The sequence below is a fragment of the Bradyrhizobium sp. SRL28 genome, assembly GCF_018596315.1.
In the GTDB taxonomy this organism is placed as follows: domain Bacteria; phylum Pseudomonadota; class Alphaproteobacteria; order Rhizobiales; family Xanthobacteraceae; genus Bradyrhizobium.
Genome location: NZ_JAHEAG010000036.1, coordinates 1 through 18,532 on the forward strand (window position 1 = coordinate 1; position 18,532 = coordinate 18,532).

The following is an 18,532-nucleotide window of genomic DNA, read 5'->3' on the forward strand; positions in this document are numbered from 1 at the left end:
GATCATAGAACCCCGGCTTCATTCCAAGAGCACGCAACGGCTTACAACTGGCGTCATGAATGCCGCCTTAATCACCTGATTTCTACACCTAATTTTGGCTTCGGGGCGTGATCCGGACCACAGAACCGCGTCAGCCAAAGAGATCGTGATCTAATGTGCTTTGTCGGACACGGTTTTGGCACCTGCCGGGACCAGATGGACCACGCGGTAACGGTTGTCGCGGAGGTAGCGCAGGAAAGCCGGCAGCATGGCAGCGGTCTGCGCCTTGGGATCGTGCAGCAGGATGATGCCCTTGCGGGCAACTTGCAGGCGCTCGGTAAGCAGTTTCAACTGCTGCGCCGGCGTCATCGGATTCCAGTCACTGGCCCAGAGGTCGGCGCCGAACACGGCGATGCCGCGCTTTTGCAAGGCGTCCAGCGTCGCGGGCGTCATTTCAAAGAAGGGAAAGCGAAAGAAAGGCGTGCTCGGGGTCGCGGTGGCCTTTCCGTGAAGCGCAGCTTCGACCGCTGTGATGCCCTTGTCGATCTCGCCGATGGCCGCCTCCGGCTTCATGTATTTCAGATTGTGGTGGGTCCAGGTGTGATGCGCGATGGTATGGCCGTGCGCCGCTATTCTCCGCACCAGTTCGGGATGTTCAGAGGCTGGCTTTCCGATCAGGAAGAAGGTGGCGCGCACGCATTCATGCGCCAGCGCCGCCAGTATCTTCTGGTCCGTCGCAGCCCACGGCCCGTCGTCGAAGGTCAGCACCACCTCGCGGTCGTCAAGCGGAAGCGTTTGTGGAAAGCTCTTGAGGCCCACGCGCGGGTAGGTAGCGGCGTCCACCGCGAGAACGCGTGAGGTGCCGAGCGCGTCCTTGCGGGGACATTCAGCAGCCGACGCCGCCGCAACGAAGGTCATCCATGCTGCGACGGCCGAGCAGAGCGCCGCGCTGAAATTTCGGGTCATTTGCCGTTGGTGATTTTTGGCATTGCGCAGGGCGCAGCCGATTGGGTAATGCGTGCAGCTATAGCTCAGACGAGTTCTCTCATTCTGTCAAACCGGCGAGGCGCGGCATGGCCGAGAATGTCGACGTTGCCCAAGCCGCCGAAGCTCTGTCCGCCCAGGGTTCGGTACTCGACCATCTGCTGATGCGGGATGAAGAAGGGCAGCTCCGCCACGAGTTTGTCGAAGAGATCACGCGTGCCATCCATGCCGCCGACCGGCCGCTATTGTGCGAGGTGGTGGCGGAACTGCACGAGGCCGATCTCGGCGATTTGATCGGGGCCCTCGAACCCGACGACCGCGTCACGCTGGTCGAACTGACCGGCACCGATTTCGACTTCTCGGCGCTGAACGAGGTCGATGATTCCGTCCGCGAGGAAATCCTCGAGGAACTCGAACCGGAGACGGTCGCGGAGGGCGTGCGCGAGCTGGAATCCGACGACGCCGTCGAATTGCTCCAGGGCCTCGATGAGGAGGACCAGGAAGAGATCCTCGAAAAGCTGCCGCCGGCCGAGCGCGAGCCGCTGGAGCGCAGCCTGCTTTATCCGGAAAACTCCGCCGGTCGGCGGATGCAGTCCGAGTTCATCGCGGTGCCGCCGGACTGGACTGTAGGCCAGGCGATCGACTACATGCGCGACACCCCCGATCTGCCGGAGCGGTTTTACGAGATCTACGCGGTGGATTCCGAAAAGCACTGGCAGGGTGCGGTCTCGCTCGACACGCTGCTGCGGGCGCGGCGGCCGGTGCCGCTCGCCGACCTGATCGATGAAGACCGCCGCCGTGTCTCCGTGCTGGACGACCAGGAAGAGGTCGCGCGGATGTTCGGCAAGTACAATCTGGTCGCGGCTCCTGTGGTCGACACCACCAACCGCCTGGTCGGCGTCATCACCATCGACGACGTCGTCGACGTTATCGAGGAAGAGGCCGACGAGGACCTGAAGGCACTCGGCGGCGTCACCAGCGACGAAGAATTGTCCGACAGTGTCTGGACCATCGCGCGCGCCCGCTTCAACTGGTTGCTGGTCAATCTGGCGACCGCGTTTCTGGCGTCCTCCGTGCTCGGCCTGTTCGAGGGCCAGCTCGAGAAGATGGTGGCGCTCGCCGTGCTGGCGCCGATCGTGGCGAGCCAGGGCGGCAACGCCGCGACCCAGACCATGACGGTGGCGGTGCGGGCGCTGGCCACCCGCGAACTCGGCTCCAAAAATGCGTTTCGCGTAGTGATGCGCGAGGCGATGGTCGGCCTTGTCAACGGGCTCGCCTTTGCCGTGATCACCGGCGTCGCCGCGGTGGCCTGGTTCAAGATCCCGGGCCTCGGCATCGTGATCGGCCTTGCCATCATCTGCAACCTGGTGGCCGGCGCGCTCGGCGGCATCCTGATCCCGATGGTGCTGGACCGGGTGCGCGCCGATCCGGCGGTGGCGTCGGGGACCTTCGTCACGACGATCACCGACGTGGTCGGCTTCTTCTCGTTCCTCGGCATCGCCACGCTGTGGTTCGGGCTGAAGTAGCGTGCCTTTGCTGCCCGTTTTATCGTTAATCGGGCCTTAACGCGCTTGGCCGATGATGTTGGCTCACGAGGTCAACATGCAGCGCTTGCGGCTGAAAGCGGACGGACGGATCGTCGAACTGCGGGACGGGCAGGAGTTCCCGCTCGCGCCGGCAATGCCCGAGCCCGAGCCCGTACTCGCGACGCCCGGGCTCGCGCAAGCGATGCCTTCAATTTCACCCGATATGCCTGACGCAACGCCAGGCGAAACCGGCACGCTGCCGGCCGTGCGCGACCTGCGCCGCCGGGCCTGCCTGACGCAGATCGAATTCGCGGCACGGCTCGGCGTGCCCGTGGAAACCATCCGGAACTGGGAGCAGGGCAAGCGTGCGCCGCGCGGACCGGCACGGGCGCTGCTCGCCGTGATCGCCCATTCGCCGGAAACGGTCTTCGAAGCTCTCGCCACAGAACCGTCGTCCGCCTAACCGTTTGGCGCGTTTTCTTCAGGCGGACCGGTGTCCACCCGGATCAAGTCCGGGGCATGCTTCGCCCGAAAACGCTATCTGTTGGCAGGACTGTTTCCGCACCCCATAATGGGGGGCCGGTCCGCGGATACAACCTATGCTATTTGTCGAAGCCAATGGCGCAAAAATCCCCGCGATCGGGTTGGGCACCTGGGAGCTGCGCGGACGCGCCTGCGCGCGGCTCGTCGAGCAGGCGATCCGGCTCGGCTATCGCCACATCGACACCGCGCAGATGTACGAGAACGAACGCGAGGTCGGCGAGGGCCTGCGCGCCTCGGGCGTGAAGCGCGATCAGGTCTTCCTCACCACCAAGATCTGGCCCTCGCATTTCGCGCCCCACGATCTGGAGCGTTCGGCCAAGGAAAGCCTGGTGCGACTGCGCCTGACCGAGGTCGACCTGTTGCTGCTGCACTGGCCGAACCCGCAGGTGCCGCTGGTGGAGACGCTGGGCGCGCTGGCGCGGGTCAAGCGGCAGGGGCTCGCCCGCCATATCGGCGTGTCCAATTTCACCGTGGCCCTGACCGAGGAAGCGGTGGCGGCGTGCCCCGAGCCTTTGGCGTGCGACCAGGTCGAATTCCATCCCTATCTAGACCAGAGCAAGGTGAGGGAGGCCTGCGCGCGCCACGGCATGGCCGTGGTGGCCTATAGTCCGGTCGCCAAGGGCCGCATCAAGAACGATCGCGCGCTGCTGCGAATCGGCGACCGCTATCGCAAGACGGCGGCGCAGGTTTGCCTGCGCTGGCTGGTGCAGCAGGGCGTGGCGGCGATTCCGCGAACGTCGAAACTCGAGCGGCTCTCGGAGAACATCGAGATCTTCGATTTCGAGCTGTCGGAAGAGGACATGCAGCAGATTTCCGGCATGGGGAGCGCCGGCGGCCGGCTGACGGATTTCGGTCTCGCACCGAAATGGGATTGAGGATTTGCGGCGCCGGAAGCTATGCTGGCGGGCAGGGAAAATATCGAACATCGTTCAGATACGATGGACCTTCGGCAGATTATACCCACTGATATCACGGCGTCGGCGATCGCACATGTGTCGCTGCTGACGCTGGTCGTTCTGTTTTCCGAGGTGCATCCGTTCGGCACGGTGACCGCCGAGCAGATCCCGGTCGCGATCGTCACGCCGCAGGACGTGCCTGAGCCGCCCAAGCCGGCCGATCAACAAGTTGCCGAGACCAGGCCGGAACCTGCGCCAACGCCGCAGCCTGATTTCTCGCTGCTGGACAAGGCCGCTGCCGCCAGCACACCCCCGCCGTCCGGGCAGTTATGGCCGCAACGGCAGCAGCAGGCTGCGCTCGCCAACCCGCGTGGTGCCCCGCCGCAGCCGCCATCACAACCGGCAGCGCCTGCCTACAAGCCGCCCGAGCCGGATGTCTCGATCAAGTATCAGGTGTTGCTCGGCCTGCCGCCCGACCTCTCGCCGCTGCCGCCGGCTCTCACGCAGGCCCGCAACAAGGGCGAGGACAATTTCGATGCGCCGGCGACCGAGGCCGCCGATATCGCGAGCACGCTGGTCGCGGCATTCCGGCGTCACCTCAAGATCTGCTCGAAACTGCCAGCCTCGCTGTCGAGCACCGACGACGTGAAGGTCAAGCTGCGCGTGTTGATGACACCGGAGGGCAGGCTCGCTGGCGAGCCGATCCTGATCGAGGCCAGCGCCTCCATGAAGGGTCCGTTGCTGATGCAGGGCGCCATCCGCGCGCTCGCGGCCTGCCAGCCCTACGCCATGCTGCCGAAGGACCGCTACGGCGAATGGAAAGTGCTCGATCTCAGCTTTACGCCGCAGGATTTTACGAGCGGCTAGCTAGTGAACTCACGACCGCTCGATCATTCGATCATCACGGTGCCAAGAGAGGAAGGGGTGGAGGCCGCTCTCTTAGGGCCAAATGGAACTACGGCAGGCGAAACGAGAGCACCGGCCGGACGTTGAAAGACAATCGACCAGGAAACGTCGAGCCCTCGGCTGGCGGCAATCTCGCGGTCCATTCACTGGCGGGAGACGAGCATGACACTCATATGGCTAGGTGTGCTTCTTGTTTTCGGCGGGGTGTTGCAGATGGCCTTTCAGCCAATCTGGCATGGCCGGCTGAGCGGTAGAAGGCGGCTTCGCGCGGGGCAACCCGGCGACACCCTGGAACCTGAAAGACCGGCTGGCGGCTTCGGGCTCAAATCGAACTGGCCCGGGCTTGCGCTGGTCGCGCTTGGCGCCGCTTTCTTGCTTGCCGGGGCGACCAGCTGAATTTTGAAGCCGCCCCTAGCTCCCCATCGCCCTCCAGGCGTTCGAGGCGAACTGCCGCCGCCAGGTCACGATGACGACGAGTGCGGTCGTCAGCAGCAATACCCAGGGGCTGACGAACCAGCCGAGATAGCCGAGCGCGAAGAAGAACGCGCGCTGGCCGCGGTTGAAGTGCCGCCCCGCCGCCTCGAATAGCCGCGTCGTGCGCATCACATGGGCTTCGGCTTCCGCGGTGTCGCGCTGCGACGATGGCGGCATCGCGCCGAGCAGGATCGCGACATAGTTGAACAGGCGATACGACCAGGCGAATTTGAAGAAGGCGTAGATGAAGATCAGGATCAGGCCGACGCATTTGATTTCCCACAATGCGGGCGAGGGGGTGAGATCGACCGGCAGTTCACGCAGCACGGCCAGCGCATCGTTGGTCGCCCGCAGCAGCGCCAGCGCGCCGCCGACCGCGATCAGGCTGGTGGAGGCGAAGAAGGCGGTGCCGTTCTGCAGCGAGGCCATGATCTGCATGTCGACCATGCGCGCCTCGCGGTCGAGCATGTTCCGTACCCATACCTCGCGATATCGGTTCATGCGCGCCGACAGGCTGTCGCGGCCATAGGCCGTGTGCTCGAGCGTGAAGCCGTAGGCCAGCCACTCCACGACGAAGAACGCGACGGCGGCGATATCGACCCAATAGGCGCCCATGCGGCGAGATCCCCGATGATGGCTTGGAATCGTGATGTACAGGTTGAACGCGTGCGGTGCACTATGGCAAGATCACGGTCCCAACAGGATTTCCCCGCAAATGTTGAAACTGGTCATCGGCAACAAGAACTATTCGTCATGGTCGATGCGGCCGTGGCTGGCGCTGCGCGGCAACGACATTCCGTTCGAGGAAGTGTTCATCCCGCTTTATACCGACGACAAGGCGGACAAGGACCGGATTCTAAGCTTTTCCCGCGCGGGCAAGGTGCCGGCGCTGGTCGATGGCGACCTCACGGTGTGGGATTCGCTTTCGATCATCGAGTATCTCGCCGAGAAATACCCGCAGGCGAAGCTGTGGCCGGAAGACCGCGCGGCGCGCGCCCATGCGCGTTCGATCTCGGCGGAGATGCATTCGGGCTTCATGCCGCTGCGCAATGAATGCGGCATGAACCTGCACCGCCCAGTCGGCGCGATTGATCTGTCGGACGACGCGCGCGCCAATGTGGCGCGCATTCAGGAGATCTGGGCCGATTGCGCCAGCCGTTACGGCAAGGAAGGGCCGTTCCTGTTCGGCGCGTTTGGCGGCGCGGACGCGATGTTTGCGCCGGTGGTGCATCGCTTTCGCACCTATGCGATCGAGGTGAGGGACGAGGCGCGGCCTTATTTCGATGCGATGTTGTCCTTGCCGGCATTCCAGGAATGGACCCGCGCAGGCCTTGCCGAAACGATCGTCATCGAACGGTTCGAGACGGTCTGATTTCGGGGGGAGGGCCGGCGGTCGGGGGTGGGCCAGGGCGTCCCGCAGCATTGGATAAATTATAAGCGACTGTCCGATTTTGGGAAAAGCCTAGGCAAACGGATTCTCGGGAACCGCAAGAATTCCCACTTATCGCCCTGAAAAACATGCAGAAATTGGGCATTTGCCATGCCTCGATGCTGCTGGCTTTTGGGAGGCCGGCTGTGCTAGGTTGTCGCGGGGTTCTCAAGTCGGCCGAAAGCTAGCGGGACCGTGAGCGCGGCCGGCGTTCTTGCGTAATGGAGAGGGCGTTGAAGCATAAGTACTCCGTTGGAGAGACTGTCTATTTTACTGCCAGCAACGTTGCCCGTCCGGCCGCCACCGGCACCTATGAGGTGATCCGGCTGCTTCCGACCGATGGCGACGACTGTCAGTATCGTATCAAAAGCTCGACCGAAGCTTTCGAACGGGTCGCCAAGGAAAGCCAGCTCGCGATTTCCTGAATCAGTTGTGTGCAAGCAGCCGGCTGACGAGGTTCCACTTCGACTGCCGTCAAAAGGCCCCGTTCGCAGAACCAATCTGCCGAAAAGCGAATGCGGAAACGACGCATTCGTTTTTCGATCGCGCTTGATGCTGCGTTGAGGGACACCGCGCATGAACTGGGCTGCTTCGCTGGATCAGATCTGGAGCTCGCCGAACCTTCCGTTGTACCTGACGCTGGCCACGGCCGGATTTGTCGGGATCATCGTTATGATCACGCTGCTGCGTTCGGAGAGATCCGTGGCCAACGGCGTGCTTGCGCTCGTCACGCTGCTCGCGATCGGTGTCGCGGGGGCCGTGACCTTCCGCGGCTTCGGCACGGCAAGCGCGGTTCAGTCGACGGAGACGCCGCGTCAGGTTCAGACGGCTACCGCGCCGTTGCCGCAGCTTTCCTGCATTGACGAGCTGGCCGGCGATGCAGTCCTCGTCGCGTGCGAAAAGGTGCTGTTCGGTTCGGCCGAGTCGGTGGCTGCGGCCGTGGCCTACGCCGCCTCGCAGATCACGCTGCTGACCTCGCTCGGAGATGTCGCCACCGCGAACAAGGGAGCCGGCTCCGACTTGCTGGCGCTGCGCCGCGCCATCGAGCGCGACCGTTACGGGTTGATGGCCTATGTACTGATGGCGCGGGACCGTTGCACGCCATCGGCCTGCCGCGCGTTCCGCTCGCTGACTGAGACGCGCCAGATTGCGGCCAACATGGAAGAGCGCGCCTATGAAAGCCTGATCATGCGCTACGCGGCGTCCTGGAACGCACCGCAGGCCGCGGCAGGCATGCTCGCAGCGCTGCCGCCGTCGCTCCCCACGGGCAAGCCCACCAACGCCGAATTCCCGACCTCGGCCTCCACCCCGCCGGTCAGCATCATGACGCCCGAGCCGCCGGCAGGGGCAGCGAAGCCGTCGTCTGCAACCGCGGCTGCGCCGGCGTCACCTGCCGCGCCGCGTCCGGCTGCGGCGACACCGGCGACACCGCCAGCATCGCCGCCGGCACAGACTGCCGCCAAGAAGCCGCCGCCGGCGCCAAAGCGGCCGTCCAACGGAGCGCCGGTCCAGCTCGCGCCGTCGGGTTCGGCGCCCACAGCTGATAACAACGAGTGATCTTTTCAAAGCGCGCACGGGCCGCTACATCGGCGGGATCATGCCGCTTCATCTCATCAAGCTTGCCGTCGGCTGCGAGTCAGTCAAGGAACTCAAGGGCTGGGTTGCCGAACGCATGGCAACCGCCAAGAAAAAGGGCCTGCCGCTTCGTCACGTCCACATCACGCGGATGACGCCGAAGCGCGACGCGGAAATCCTCGCCGGCGGATCGCTCTATTGGGTGATCAAGGGCGAAATCGCCGCGCGCGAAAAGATCATCGCGATCGAGCCGTTCCGCGACAAGGACGGTATCGGGCGGTGCCGCCTGGTGATGCAGCCCAAGGTGTTTGCGGTCTCGCCGCGGCCGATGCGCCCGTTTCAGGGCTGGCGCTACCTCGCCGAGGACGCCGCGCCGCTGGACCTCACCAAATCCTCAGCCGCCAGCGTGGCGGCGATGCCGGAACCGATGCGGCGCGAATTGCGCGATCTGGGGCTGCTCTGACCAAGCTACCCGTCTAGACCCCGATATTGTCGATCAGGCGCGTGGTGCCGAGTTTCGCGGCGACGAGGATCCGCACCGGCCCGTCCTTCATCGAGGTGATCGGCGCCAGCGTCCCGGCGTGCCGGGCCTCGAAATAGTCCAGCGCGAAGCCGGCGGCGCTGATCAATTCGCGGCCGGCTTGCATCGTGGCCGCCACATCCTCGCCGGCCTTCAGCCGCTTGGCGCTTTCCTTCATGGCGCGGTACAGGGTCGGCGCCGTCTGCCGTTCCTCCGGCGAGAGGTAGACGTTGCGCGAGGACATCGCCAGCCCGTCGCGTTCCCGCACGGTGCGCGAGCCGATCACCTTGACGCCGAGGTCGAGATCGGTGGCCATCTGCGTCACCACCCGAAATTGCTGAAAGTCCTTCTCGCCGAAGATCGCCACGTCCGGCCGGACTTGCGTGAACAGCTTGCCGACCACGGTGGCGACGCCGCCGAAGAAATGCGGCCGGAAGCGATCCTCGAGGCCGGCGATGGCTGGACCTTCGGGCACGACACGCGTGGCGAAGCCGTCCGGGTACATCGCCTTGACGTCGGGATTCCAGATCAGGTCGACCTTCTCGGCGGCAAGCTTGGCGACGTCGGCTTTCCAGGTGCGCGGGTACGAACCGAAATCCTCCGTCGGTGCGAACTGCGTCGGGTTGACGAAGATCGAGACGATGACTTTTTGTGCGCGGCGCTTGGCGAGCCGCACCAGCGACACATGCCCGTCATGGAGCGCTCCCATGGTCGGCACCAGCGCGACGGCGGCCTTTCGGGCGCGCAAGGCCTCGACGGCGCGGCGCAATGCGGGAACGGTACGGACGACCATCGGACTTCGCGACATCTGGCCTCGATCTCTTGCGGTTTCTGAACGGGGTGAGGGGCCGGCGGCCCCGAACCTTTCGGTGGGCGCGCTGACCTTATAAGGCCAGAGCATTGCCGCCAAGTTTGCTTGGGTATGGCGCGCCTGCGGCAGCTGACGCGAGTCCGGAAGCGACATCGCAACCGTCGAGATTCATCATTAAAGACACGCTGCGAGCGAATTGAATGCGTCGTCGCGCATTTCACTTGACGCGCAGCCGCGCGTGATTTGAAGATATCGTGCGGGGGTTGAATCATGTTGGTTCAGGCGAGTCAGGGTCAATTCGGTTCGGCGCACGTCGTGGTGCTGGGCAACGAGAAGGGCGGGTCGGGAAAATCCACCTCCGCCCTGCATATCGCCGTTGCCCTGATGAAGGCCGGACAGCGTGTCGCCACTATCGATCTCGACTGCCGCCAGCAGAGTTTCACCCGCTACATCGCCAACCGGAGCGCGTGGGCGCGCCGCACCGGTCTCGACCTCGAAATCCCCGTGCACTACTGCGTCAAGCTCGGCGAAACGATGCAGATTGCCGACAATGAAAATTCCGAGTTCCAGCAGTTCATGGAGGCGGTGAGCGCAATCGAGCGCGCCTTCGATTTCATCGTGATCGATACGCCGGGTTCCGACTCCTATCTGATGCGTCTGGCGCATTCGATGGCCGACACGCTGGTGACCCCGATCAACGACAGCTTCCTCGATTTCGACGTGCTCGGCACCGTCGATCCCGCGACCTATTCGGTGACCGGCGAGAGCCATTATGCGGAGATGGTGCGCGACGTCAGGCGCAAGCGCCGCCAGATCGACGGCGCCACCACCGACTGGATCGTGGTGCGCAACCGCCTGTCGATGATCGGCTCGCGCAACAAGCAGCTGGTCGCCGACAGCCTGAAGGACCTTTCGCTGCGGCTCGGCTTCCGTTCGATCGACGGATTTGCCGAGCGGGTGGTCTACCGCGAATTCTTCCCGCGCGGACTGACGGCGCTGGACGACATCGACGAGGCCACCCTCGGTACCCGCCCCAGCATGGGCCATGTCACGGCCCGCGAGGAAGTGACGAGCCTGTTGCGTCAGTTGAAACTGCCGCTCGACGAGCGTGGCCGCCGCCGCGCCGCCAACCGTGCCGAATGGTTCACCCAGGTCGACAAGCCGCTCGAAGTCCACGACATCATCGGCGACATCATCAGCGCCTGAGCCTTGATCTGCGCCTTGGCCTATCGCGGCTCTATCACCGTCATTTTGAAAGGGCCGCTGTTGGCGGCATGCGCCACCGCTTCGCTGGCGCGGTCGAGCCCAAACGCGGTGATCTCGACCGGCACGTCTGCGCGAAGGCTGTCCCGAATTTGCAGGCTGGTGGCGTCGCGGCAGGACGAAAATCCTTGATCCATCCCAAACAAGGCCGGCTCAAACTGGAGTATGCGAACTTTCAGGCCAATGAGGATCCGGCATTGAAGCTCGTCATCTACACGAGAGTATAAATTTTGGGGTTGCCGGTATTGCCGTACCTGTACGCCGGCAGGTTCCCGGAACTAGTCCTGCAGCATCCCGTTTTCATTAGACTTTTATCTAACGCTCGAACCGAAACTTGATTGGAGGCAACATAAGTAAAAACGGGTCGAATTTGTGGGAATTGAGCGGCTGCACAATGGATAGGTGCATCGCACAATGATCAGGCGGTCAACACACAACATTTGGCCTTTATGTCACGCCATCGTGACATATATCATCAAGAAGAGACCGAAGAGTCTCAAACAGGGTTGGCCCCTAGCGGGGCGCGAGGACGAAGACGAAAATGAAACGTGGAATTCTCGTTCTGCTTTCACTCTCCGTGCTGGTCGCTGTCGCGTATTTCACCGCGAGCAAGTGGGCGATCCGGCACGAGACCATTGCGTTTCATGATCCCGACCGCGACAACCGTCTGGTGGCAGTCAACGTCGCCGTTCGCCGTGACAAGGAAATGCAGGCCAATGCCGGCTTGATCAAGCTGCCGGTGGCGATCCTCAATCACGGCAACACCGTCAAGCACACCGAATACTCATTCCTCTCCAACATTTTTGCCGCGCGCGGCTACCTCTCCATCAGCCCGCAGCACGACCTGCCGACCGATCCGCCAATGGTCACCAAGGTCGGTGAGCTCTATGTCGGCCGTCTGCCGCAGATTCAGCGCGGCGTTGCCAACATCCATTTCGCCATCCACGAAATGAAGAAGGTCCAGCCCAACGCCGACTACGACAAGGTGACGATGGTCGGGCATTCGATGGGCGGCGACATCTCGATGTATTTCGCCAAGGAGTATCCCGACGAGATCAAGAAGGTCGTGACGCTCGACAATCTGCGCGTGCCGTTCCTGACCGACGGCAAGTTCAAGATCCTGTCGTTCCGCTCCAAGGATACGCATTTCAAGCCGGACCCCGGCGTCGTGCCTGACGACGAGCAGTGCGAGCAGTCCGGGATCACGGTCGTGAACACCGGCTTCCAGCATAACGACATGCGGGACACCGGGCCTGACGCAGCCAAATCCTCGATCCAGTCGATGCTCGACAAGTTCCTCGACGAGTCCGACAAGAGCGGCGCGTTGAAGTCCGTGCCGACCAAGGTGCCCGACGTTCTGACCGCCAGCCCGGGACCGGTGCCGCTGTCCGTCCCGTTGGCCAGCAATCCGACGCCCAACAAGCCGGTTACGAACTAGGCGGCCGGCGGTCGTCCAGCGTTTGCGGCTGCGTCCGGCGCATTGACCGGCGCCTGGCGCCGTCCCACATAGAGCTTGCTGCTTACAAGCGAGCGCTCATGGCCGGCGAACCCACCAAACCGAGATCGGCAGGCGATGTTGCGTCGGCAAGGGCCGAGGCGCGTAAAGGCGGTCCGTTGCCGGAGACCAAGCCGTCGGCGTCGGACGACATCGCGGCCTTCGTGGCGAAAGCGCGCGCGATGTCGCCGCACCGAGCAGGCGCCAGGGGCAGGCTGGTGTTTGCGCTCGACGCCACCATGAGCCGGCAGCCGACCTGGGATATGGCCTGCGCGCTGCAGGCCGACATGTTTCGCGAGGCGGCTTCGCTCGGCAGCCTCGATATAAGGCTGGTCTATTACCGCGGCTTCAACGAATGCCGCGCCACCGGCTGGATCTCCGATTCCGCGCAACTGGCGAGGTTGATGGGCAAGATCGATTGCCAGGGCGGCAACACCCAGATTGGCAAGGTGCTGTCGGAGGCGCGCCGCGAGGCGGTGGCGTCCGGTGTGCGCGCCGTGGTGTTCGTCGGCGACGCCATGGAGGAGGCGGTCGACGATCTCTGCGCCAAGGCCGGCGAGCTCGGCCTGCTCAAGGTGCCGGTGTTCATGTTTCAGGAAGGCCACGACGCCACCGCCGAGCAGGCGTTCCGCGAGATTGCGCGGCTCACCGGCGGCGCGTGGTGCAGGTTCGATCCCGGCGCCGCGGCGCAATTGCGCGAACTCCTGCGCGCCGCCGCAGCCTATGCCGCCGGCGGGCGCGAAGCGCTGCTGGCGCTGTCGAAAACCGCAAGTGGGGCGGCCGCGCTGATCGGCCAGATGAAGTGATTACGACTTTGGTTGCCACCGGGCGCCGGGCACCATGCTTTTCGGCGCCGGTATCGCTATATTAGAGCCATGCCAACCCTGATTGCCGGCGTCGTCGCCGTTGTCCTTCTCTACTTGCTGCTGCAGATGTTTCGTGCAGCCAACCCGGTCGTGCTCGCGCGCGGGATCAAGATCGCAGGCGGCGTGGTGGCGCTGGCGGTCGCAGCCTTCACCGGCCTGCGCGGCGAGCTTGCGGTTGCAATCCCGCTCGGCATCTTCGGCGCCGGGCTGCTCGGCTGGTCGCCGTTCGGGCCGGGTAGCTTCAGCAATATCGGCGGGCTCTTCGGCGGCGGCGCGCAACGTTCGTCGGGGCAGGCCTCGCGCGTCCGCTCGCAATTTCTAGATATGAGCCTCGATCACGACAGCGGCGAACTGTCGGGCCAGATCGTGGACGGACCGAATGCCGGGCGCTCGCTCGACGAATTCGACCTGCCGCAGTTGATTGCGATGATAGCGGCCTTCGACGCCGAGAGCGTCGCCTTACTTGAAAGCTATCTTGACCGCCGGTTTCCCGCTTGGCGTCAGAACGCGCAGGGCGACACGGCAGGGGGGCACCGCCGCGCGGCGCCGAGTGGAAAAATGACGGACGAGGAGGCCTATCAGATCCTTGGCCTGCAGCCGGGGGCGGGACGTGACGACATCAGCCGGGCGCACCGCGCCCTGATGAAGAAACTGCATCCCGACCAGGGGGGCTCGACGTACCTCGCTGCCCGTGTAAACGAGGCCAAGGATACCCTTCTTCGCACGCATCTCTAGCTCACTCCGGCTCACGCCACCGACGCTACAAACCGAGAGTTGCTTCTGTTCTCTGACTGACGCCCCATATCGCCCGCCGTTGTCCGGCGTGGTCGATCGTTCATTGCCGGTAAACCTAACCGTAAATTCTTGACGAGAAGTTTTCGTCGGCCGCATGGGACGTGATTGCGCGAGAGCCGTTGCGACTGTGTTTGGAAAACAACAAAGCCGGCGCTTGCGGCGCCGGCTTTGCGAACTTCAACGGGAAAGTCCGGATCAGTTGCGAACGGTCATGCAGGAAATGTCGGCGCGCTTGAGTGTGCGGCATACCGCTTCGGCAGAATCGCGATCGAGACCGGCGAAACGGGCGCGGTATAGCGTGCGGTTGTCCTTGGACACGGTCGTTTCAGTAAAGGGATCGGCCTTGCTGAGCAGGGCGCTGGCCTTGGTGCGGGCGAGATCGATCCGCTGCTTGGCTTCGCTTTCGCTTTCGAGGGCGCCGACCTGGACGATCCAGCCGGTGCGAACCACCGCCGGCGCGGACGGCTTGACGGCGTCGTTCTGTTGCGCGGCCTGCTGCGGCTGGGCACGGGGCGCCGGATCGGCATAGGCCAGCGTCTGCGCGTGCGAGGCATGCGACGGAGCGTGGCTCAGGCTGGAAGCGGGTAGCACTCCGAGCACGCCGTTTCCGGTACCGTGACCGGCCGGCTGCTGCGGCATGGCTGCCCTGAGGGCTTCCTTGGCGGCTTCGGCCCTGGCCTCGGCGGCGTTTGCGACAACGGCGCTGGAGGTTTCGGCGACTTCGGGGCGGGCAGGGATGGCGTTGGTGATCGGTGGTGCCGCTGGCTGCGAGGGACCGGCGGACGCCAGTTTCATCGGCCCGGCCTTGACCTGAACTGTTTTGACCTTGACCGGCTTCATCGGCTCGGCCGAGCCCGGGATTGCCGATATCGCCTGGGTCTGGAGGACGCCGCTGGTCAATGGTGCGGGCTCGGGCTTGGCTTGCTGCTCGAACTTGTTCTGCTCGACCTTGGCCGGAGGCGCGGGCAGCGCAGCGGCGGCTGCCGCCATCAGCGATGGCTTTGCCGGCGCGATCGAGCGGGTCAAGGGCATCGCTGCGAGCCCCGGTTCGGCCGCGGCGAGGGCGCTGCCGGACTGAGCCGTTTCGGCTTCGGCCACATCGACGGTGCCGTCGGCGGGATTGCGCTCGGTGATCGCGGCGACGGTGCGCTTGGTCGCGCCCTTTTCGAGGTTCTCGGCCAGCAGGTTGCGCATGGTGGCGTCGCGCGAACCGCCGCTGCGGCCGCCCAGCACCACGCCGACGAGATGGCGGTTGCCGCGGCGCATCGAGCTCACGAGGTTGAAGCCGGAGGCGCGGGTGTAGCCGGTCTTGATGCCGTCGACGCCTTCGACATTGCCGAGCAGGCGATTGTGGTTGCGGATCGACTGGCCGCGATAGGCAAACACGGAGGTCGAGAAGTAGCGATAGTAGCGCGGGAAGCGGTCCTGGATCGCGCGGCCGAGCGTGGCCTGATCGCGCGCCGTGGTCAGCTGTTCGTCGTTGGGCAGGCCGGACGCGTTGCGATAGGTGGTTTTGCTCATGCCGAGCGCGCGCGCCTTGCGCGTCATCATCCTGGCGAAATCGGCTTCATTGCCGGCAATGGCCTCCGCGATCACCACGGAGGCGTCGTTGGCGGAGCGCGTCACCAGGCCCTTGATGGCGTCCTCGACCCTGATGGTCTGGCCGGGCTTCAGGCCGAGTTTGGTCGGCGCCTGTTCGGAAGCGAACTCCGACACTTCCATTTCGGTGTCGAGCTTCATCTTGCCGGATTCGAGGCGCTCGAACAGCAGATAGAGCGTCATGATCTTGGTCAGCGAAGCCGGGCGCCTGACGCCGTCGGGATTGTTCGAGGAGAGCACCGCACCGGAATTGCCGTCGACGATGATCGAGGAGAACTGCGGGCTGTAGCTTTCTCGGACGACGTGATGGCGACGATGCTTGTAGCGACGCGCTTCGGCGCTCTCGCTTGAGATCAGGATCGCGGTCGTGAAGGTAATGAGCCCGAGGGCGCACACGCGCAACGCGCGCGAGGAAGCCAAGGTTGTACGAAGCATTTACTTCCCCGTCCCAATTTCTGTCTTGATCACCGGCTCGTGAGGCAAAATTGTGCTCACCAACCACTGCCGTTTCCCTGTTCGGACCACCGATCCGGCCATTACGCGCGGCCCGGTTGGCCAATCAGATCGCTTTTCTATCTAAGCTACTGTTCACAAACAGCTTTCAGGCTGCGTGTCGGAAGGCGAACAAGTCCAGGAATCAGGTTAGGCCGAGCGAGTTTCCAAAAGATTAATTAACCGTTGCGTAAGACCCCGGATTTTTCCGCTAATACGCCGCATTTGTGCGTCGCACAATATTTCTTGACTTTATTGTGCGGTGCACATATACGGATGGTGGTCAGGGGGCCGGGACCTCCCGGCAATCGGTTTACACCTGCAGTCTGGGAAAGGACTCCATTGATGGTCAAGGTTGAAGACATTCAGAACTACGGCAAAGAGCATCTCGAATCGGTTGCCGCTTCCGCGAGCAACGTGCAGAGCGGCGTTCAGGCGATCGCGACTGCCTATGGCGATTACGCCAAGAAGTCGTTCGAAGACACCAAGTCGTTCGTTGAAAAGCTCTCCGGCGTGAAGTCGGTGGACAAGGCGATCGAAGCGCAGACCGAATTCGCGCGCTCTTCCTACGAGACCTTCGTCGCGGAATCGCAGAAGATCGCAGGCCTCTACACCGATCTCGCCAAGCAGACCTTCAAGCCCTACGAAGGCCTGGTCGCGAAGTTCAACCCGGCCGCGCGCTAATTCGTTCGCGATCTGATACTTCCGCGATCTGATATTTCGACAATAAAAAAGCCCGGCCGTTGCGGCCGGGCTTTTTCTTGCGGTATTTGCATCGCCGGTCGCTGCGTCGCCATCTTTGAAAGAGCAGGGCACATGGTTCCTCGATCTCGCGGCGCGAAGCGCCCGAGTTTTGGGTGATCTCTTGTCCCTCTCCATCGTGAGGGCGCAGGGAAGGCCGGGTGCGCGCTGCACCCGCGGTCTCGTGTGCAATGGGCACAAGAAGTGCGCACACGAGCATACAGGTCCAGTGGAGAGCATCCGGCCTTCCCTGCGCAATGGTTTGACGGCTTATGGCGCGCTCTTCCCGGAGACGAATTCCTCTTGCCTCCGTCGCTGCCGGATTAACGGCCCAACGAACCCGGTTGGATTCGATCAGCCTCCGCCAGCTTGACACCAGCCACGGGTGCCAGAACCACACGCTTTTGCCGTACGCGAACTGCGCCGCTCGTCTTGCGCGGATCAATCGCTCACAGCCCCAAGACCAAGCTTGAGGCCGCCCTGCAATGCCTCGCGCGCGCGGGCGCCTCGCGTCCACCGCAACCCGCACTCCGGCGACAACCATCGTCAGCGTGTTCGTGGTGTCGAAATCCTTGGTGCGGTCTGTGACGTAGTCGGTCCACTTGGTCTTGTCCGGCGTCCAGACCCTGCTGGCATTGGAGAGGCAGTCACTCTTGTTTTTCTTGCTGGTGTTGCTGCACGTCCCCCAGGTATCGTTCTGATCACTCCACAAATCCCAGTCGATCCAGCTCTCATCCTTGTAGCTGGTGCCGAGGTTGACGTCCTTGGCGAAGGGAATGATCGAAATGCACATGTCGCCTTTATTTTCGAGCTTGCTCAATTGATCGACCAGGCTCTTGGCAGGCCTCCTGCATCGCCGGCATCTTGCCGTCGTCTTTCATCGATCCCGTCACGTCGAGCTCCATGGCGACCCGCATGCGGACGTTGCCCCAGGCCGAGGTGGGACTGGTCTTGAAATCCATGGTCGGGAAGCCGACGACCCGCATGAAGCCGGTGTCGATGGCGCCGGAACCGTCGACCAGTATGGTCGACCCGTTGCCGGAAGTCTGCGTGTAGCTCGCGGTGACCGTGACCGACTTGGCTTCCGGGTTGGTGTGGAGGGCCCTGAAGTACTCGTCTGCCTTTGTGGAGATTTGCGAGGTATTGATGGTGCCCTCGGTCAGGTCCTTCGCCAGCATCAGGGCGGTGGAGTCGAGGGCGGCCTGCATCGAGGATCGGGCGTTGACGGCGCGGGTGTAATCGACCGCCGCCCCGACGAAACTGATGATCGGGATGACCGCGATCCCAAAGAGGATCGCGATATTGCCGTCATGCGGCCGCGCGAAGACGACCGAAAACGACTGTGTCGAGCATGGCTCTCACCGCAAATGTGATTTCTGCGGGGCATTTCCGCCTGGGTGGCTAAGCAGGCGGTAAGCCGGTTCCGCAAAAGACAGGAAAAAACCTGCGCATCGCCGAACCGGCCGCCAAAAGCGCCTGCTATCGTCAATAGCGGCTAAACGGGCGGTCGCTGTCCTTTGTCAAATGCGGCAGAAACGATTAACCTTGGTTCGGATAGCCGAGCCGGGAATCGGGCCGGTCGCGGGTCGCGCGAGGGCAGTGTCAATGCGCTTGCGGCGATGCGGCGGCAGACCCATA

At 63.5% G+C, this 18,532-nt stretch carries 21 protein-coding genes; 14 read left to right on the top strand and 7 right to left on the bottom strand.

All coding sequences use genetic code 11. The features are described 5' to 3' along the window. Positions 1-150: 150 nt before the first annotated feature. Complete coding sequence (locus KIP88_RS36885) at positions 151-945, bottom strand: polysaccharide deacetylase family protein (RefSeq protein WP_214493076.1); 795 nt, start codon at positions 943-945, stop codon at positions 151-153. A 107-nt stretch (positions 946-1,052) separates the two neighbouring features. Here KIP88_RS36885 and mgtE point away from each other — a divergent pair, with 107 nt between their 5' ends. From mgtE to KIP88_RS36910, 5 genes are all read left to right on the top strand, one after another. Next, positions 1,053-2,489 carry a magnesium transporter gene (gene mgtE, locus KIP88_RS36890; RefSeq protein ID WP_214493077.1) on the top strand — a complete coding sequence of 479 codons (1,437 nt, stop codon included), beginning with the start codon at positions 1,053-1,055 and terminating at the stop codon, positions 2,487-2,489. 76 nt (positions 2,490-2,565) lie between these two features. Then, complete coding sequence (locus KIP88_RS36895; RefSeq protein ID WP_214493078.1) at positions 2,566-2,952, top strand: DNA-binding transcriptional regulator; 387 nt, start codon at positions 2,566-2,568, stop codon at positions 2,950-2,952. A 136-nt stretch (positions 2,953-3,088) separates the two neighbouring features. Continuing rightward, positions 3,089-3,907 carry an aldo/keto reductase gene (locus KIP88_RS36900; protein WP_214493079.1) on the top strand — a complete coding sequence of 273 codons (819 nt, stop codon included), beginning with the start codon at positions 3,089-3,091 and terminating at the stop codon, positions 3,905-3,907. 63 nt (positions 3,908-3,970) lie between these two features. After that, complete coding sequence (locus tag KIP88_RS36905; protein ID WP_214493080.1) at positions 3,971-4,795, top strand: hypothetical protein; 825 nt, start codon at positions 3,971-3,973, stop codon at positions 4,793-4,795. Between the two features lie 201 nt (positions 4,796-4,996). Beyond that, on the top strand, positions 4,997-5,230 hold the full coding sequence (locus KIP88_RS36910) for a hypothetical protein (protein ID WP_214493081.1): 234 nt from the start codon (positions 4,997-4,999) through the stop codon (positions 5,228-5,230). Positions 5,231-5,245: 15 nt separating this feature from the next. Here KIP88_RS36910 and KIP88_RS36915 read toward each other — a convergent pair whose 3' ends face one another. After that, the gene (locus KIP88_RS36915; RefSeq protein ID WP_214493082.1) at positions 5,246-5,923 is read right to left on the bottom strand and encodes a DUF599 domain-containing protein; all 678 of its coding nucleotides are present in this window, start codon (positions 5,921-5,923) and stop codon (positions 5,246-5,248) included. Positions 5,924-6,023: 100 nt separating this feature from the next. Here KIP88_RS36915 and KIP88_RS36920 point away from each other — a divergent pair, with 100 nt between their 5' ends. From KIP88_RS36920 to KIP88_RS36935, 4 genes are all read left to right on the top strand, one after another. Then, a complete protein-coding gene (locus tag KIP88_RS36920; RefSeq protein WP_214493083.1) occupies positions 6,024-6,680 on the top strand; it encodes a glutathione S-transferase family protein in 657 nt (218 codons plus the stop codon). Positions 6,681-6,958: 278 nt separating this feature from the next. Then, positions 6,959-7,162: a hypothetical protein gene (locus KIP88_RS36925; RefSeq protein WP_138839284.1), complete on the top strand. Its 204-nt coding sequence runs from the start codon at positions 6,959-6,961 to the stop codon at positions 7,160-7,162. A gap of 151 nt (positions 7,163-7,313) precedes the next feature. Continuing rightward, on the top strand, positions 7,314-8,294 hold the full coding sequence (locus KIP88_RS36930) for a hypothetical protein (protein ID WP_214493084.1): 981 nt from the start codon (positions 7,314-7,316) through the stop codon (positions 8,292-8,294). 40 nt (positions 8,295-8,334) lie between these two features. Beyond that, complete coding sequence (locus tag KIP88_RS36935; RefSeq protein WP_214493085.1) at positions 8,335-8,775, top strand: DUF1489 family protein; 441 nt, start codon at positions 8,335-8,337, stop codon at positions 8,773-8,775. A 13-nt stretch (positions 8,776-8,788) separates the two neighbouring features. Here the strand turns inward: KIP88_RS36935 and panC are convergent, their stop codons facing one another. Further along, positions 8,789-9,640 carry a pantoate--beta-alanine ligase gene (panC, locus tag KIP88_RS36940; protein WP_214493086.1) on the bottom strand — a complete coding sequence of 284 codons (852 nt, stop codon included), beginning with the start codon at positions 9,638-9,640 and terminating at the stop codon, positions 8,789-8,791. Between the two features lie 273 nt (positions 9,641-9,913). Between panC and KIP88_RS36945 the strand changes: the two genes are divergently transcribed. Next, on the top strand, positions 9,914-10,849 hold the full coding sequence (locus KIP88_RS36945; protein WP_214493087.1) for a division plane positioning ATPase MipZ: 936 nt from the start codon (positions 9,914-9,916) through the stop codon (positions 10,847-10,849). Positions 10,850-10,869: 20 nt separating this feature from the next. Here KIP88_RS36945 and KIP88_RS36950 read toward each other — a convergent pair whose 3' ends face one another. Beyond that, positions 10,870-11,043 (bottom strand): hypothetical protein, encoded by a 174-nt coding sequence (locus KIP88_RS36950; RefSeq protein WP_214493141.1) that lies wholly within the window; start codon positions 11,041-11,043, stop codon positions 10,870-10,872. 404 nt (positions 11,044-11,447) lie between these two features. Between KIP88_RS36950 and KIP88_RS36955 the strand changes: the two genes are divergently transcribed. From KIP88_RS36955 to KIP88_RS36965, 3 genes are all read left to right on the top strand, one after another. Further along, the gene (locus KIP88_RS36955) at positions 11,448-12,344 is read left to right on the top strand and encodes an alpha/beta fold hydrolase (RefSeq protein WP_214493088.1); all 897 of its coding nucleotides are present in this window, start codon (positions 11,448-11,450) and stop codon (positions 12,342-12,344) included. Positions 12,345-12,442: 98 nt separating this feature from the next. Next, positions 12,443-13,207 carry a VWA domain-containing protein gene (locus KIP88_RS36960; protein ID WP_214493089.1) on the top strand — a complete coding sequence of 255 codons (765 nt, stop codon included), beginning with the start codon at positions 12,443-12,445 and terminating at the stop codon, positions 13,205-13,207. A 69-nt stretch (positions 13,208-13,276) separates the two neighbouring features. Then, positions 13,277-14,002: a DnaJ domain-containing protein gene (locus tag KIP88_RS36965; RefSeq protein WP_214493134.1), complete on the top strand. Its 726-nt coding sequence runs from the start codon at positions 13,277-13,279 to the stop codon at positions 14,000-14,002. 255 nt (positions 14,003-14,257) lie between these two features. Here KIP88_RS36965 and KIP88_RS36970 read toward each other — a convergent pair whose 3' ends face one another. Next, positions 14,258-16,096 carry a D-alanyl-D-alanine carboxypeptidase gene (locus KIP88_RS36970; protein WP_214493090.1) on the bottom strand — a complete coding sequence of 613 codons (1,839 nt, stop codon included), beginning with the start codon at positions 16,094-16,096 and terminating at the stop codon, positions 14,258-14,260. Positions 16,097-16,498: 402 nt separating this feature from the next. Between KIP88_RS36970 and KIP88_RS36975 the strand changes: the two genes are divergently transcribed. Further along, positions 16,499-16,837 (top strand): phasin family protein, encoded by a 339-nt coding sequence (locus KIP88_RS36975; RefSeq protein WP_214493091.1) that lies wholly within the window; start codon positions 16,499-16,501, stop codon positions 16,835-16,837. Here the strand turns inward: KIP88_RS36975 and KIP88_RS36980 are convergent. Together KIP88_RS36980 and KIP88_RS46930 are read right to left on the bottom strand one after the other, a co-directional pair. Next, positions 16,818-17,714 carry a hypothetical protein gene (locus KIP88_RS36980; RefSeq protein WP_249791303.1) on the bottom strand — a complete coding sequence of 299 codons (897 nt, stop codon included), beginning with the start codon at positions 17,712-17,714 and terminating at the stop codon, positions 16,818-16,820. The two genes, KIP88_RS36975 and KIP88_RS36980, sit on opposite strands and share 20 nt — an antisense overlap. Then, on the bottom strand, positions 17,695-18,195 hold the full coding sequence (locus KIP88_RS46930; protein ID WP_374226554.1) for a TadE/TadG family type IV pilus assembly protein: 501 nt from the start codon (positions 18,193-18,195) through the stop codon (positions 17,695-17,697). The genes KIP88_RS36980 and KIP88_RS46930 overlap by 20 nt, the downstream gene beginning before the upstream one ends. Positions 18,196-18,532: the final 337 nt, after the last annotated feature.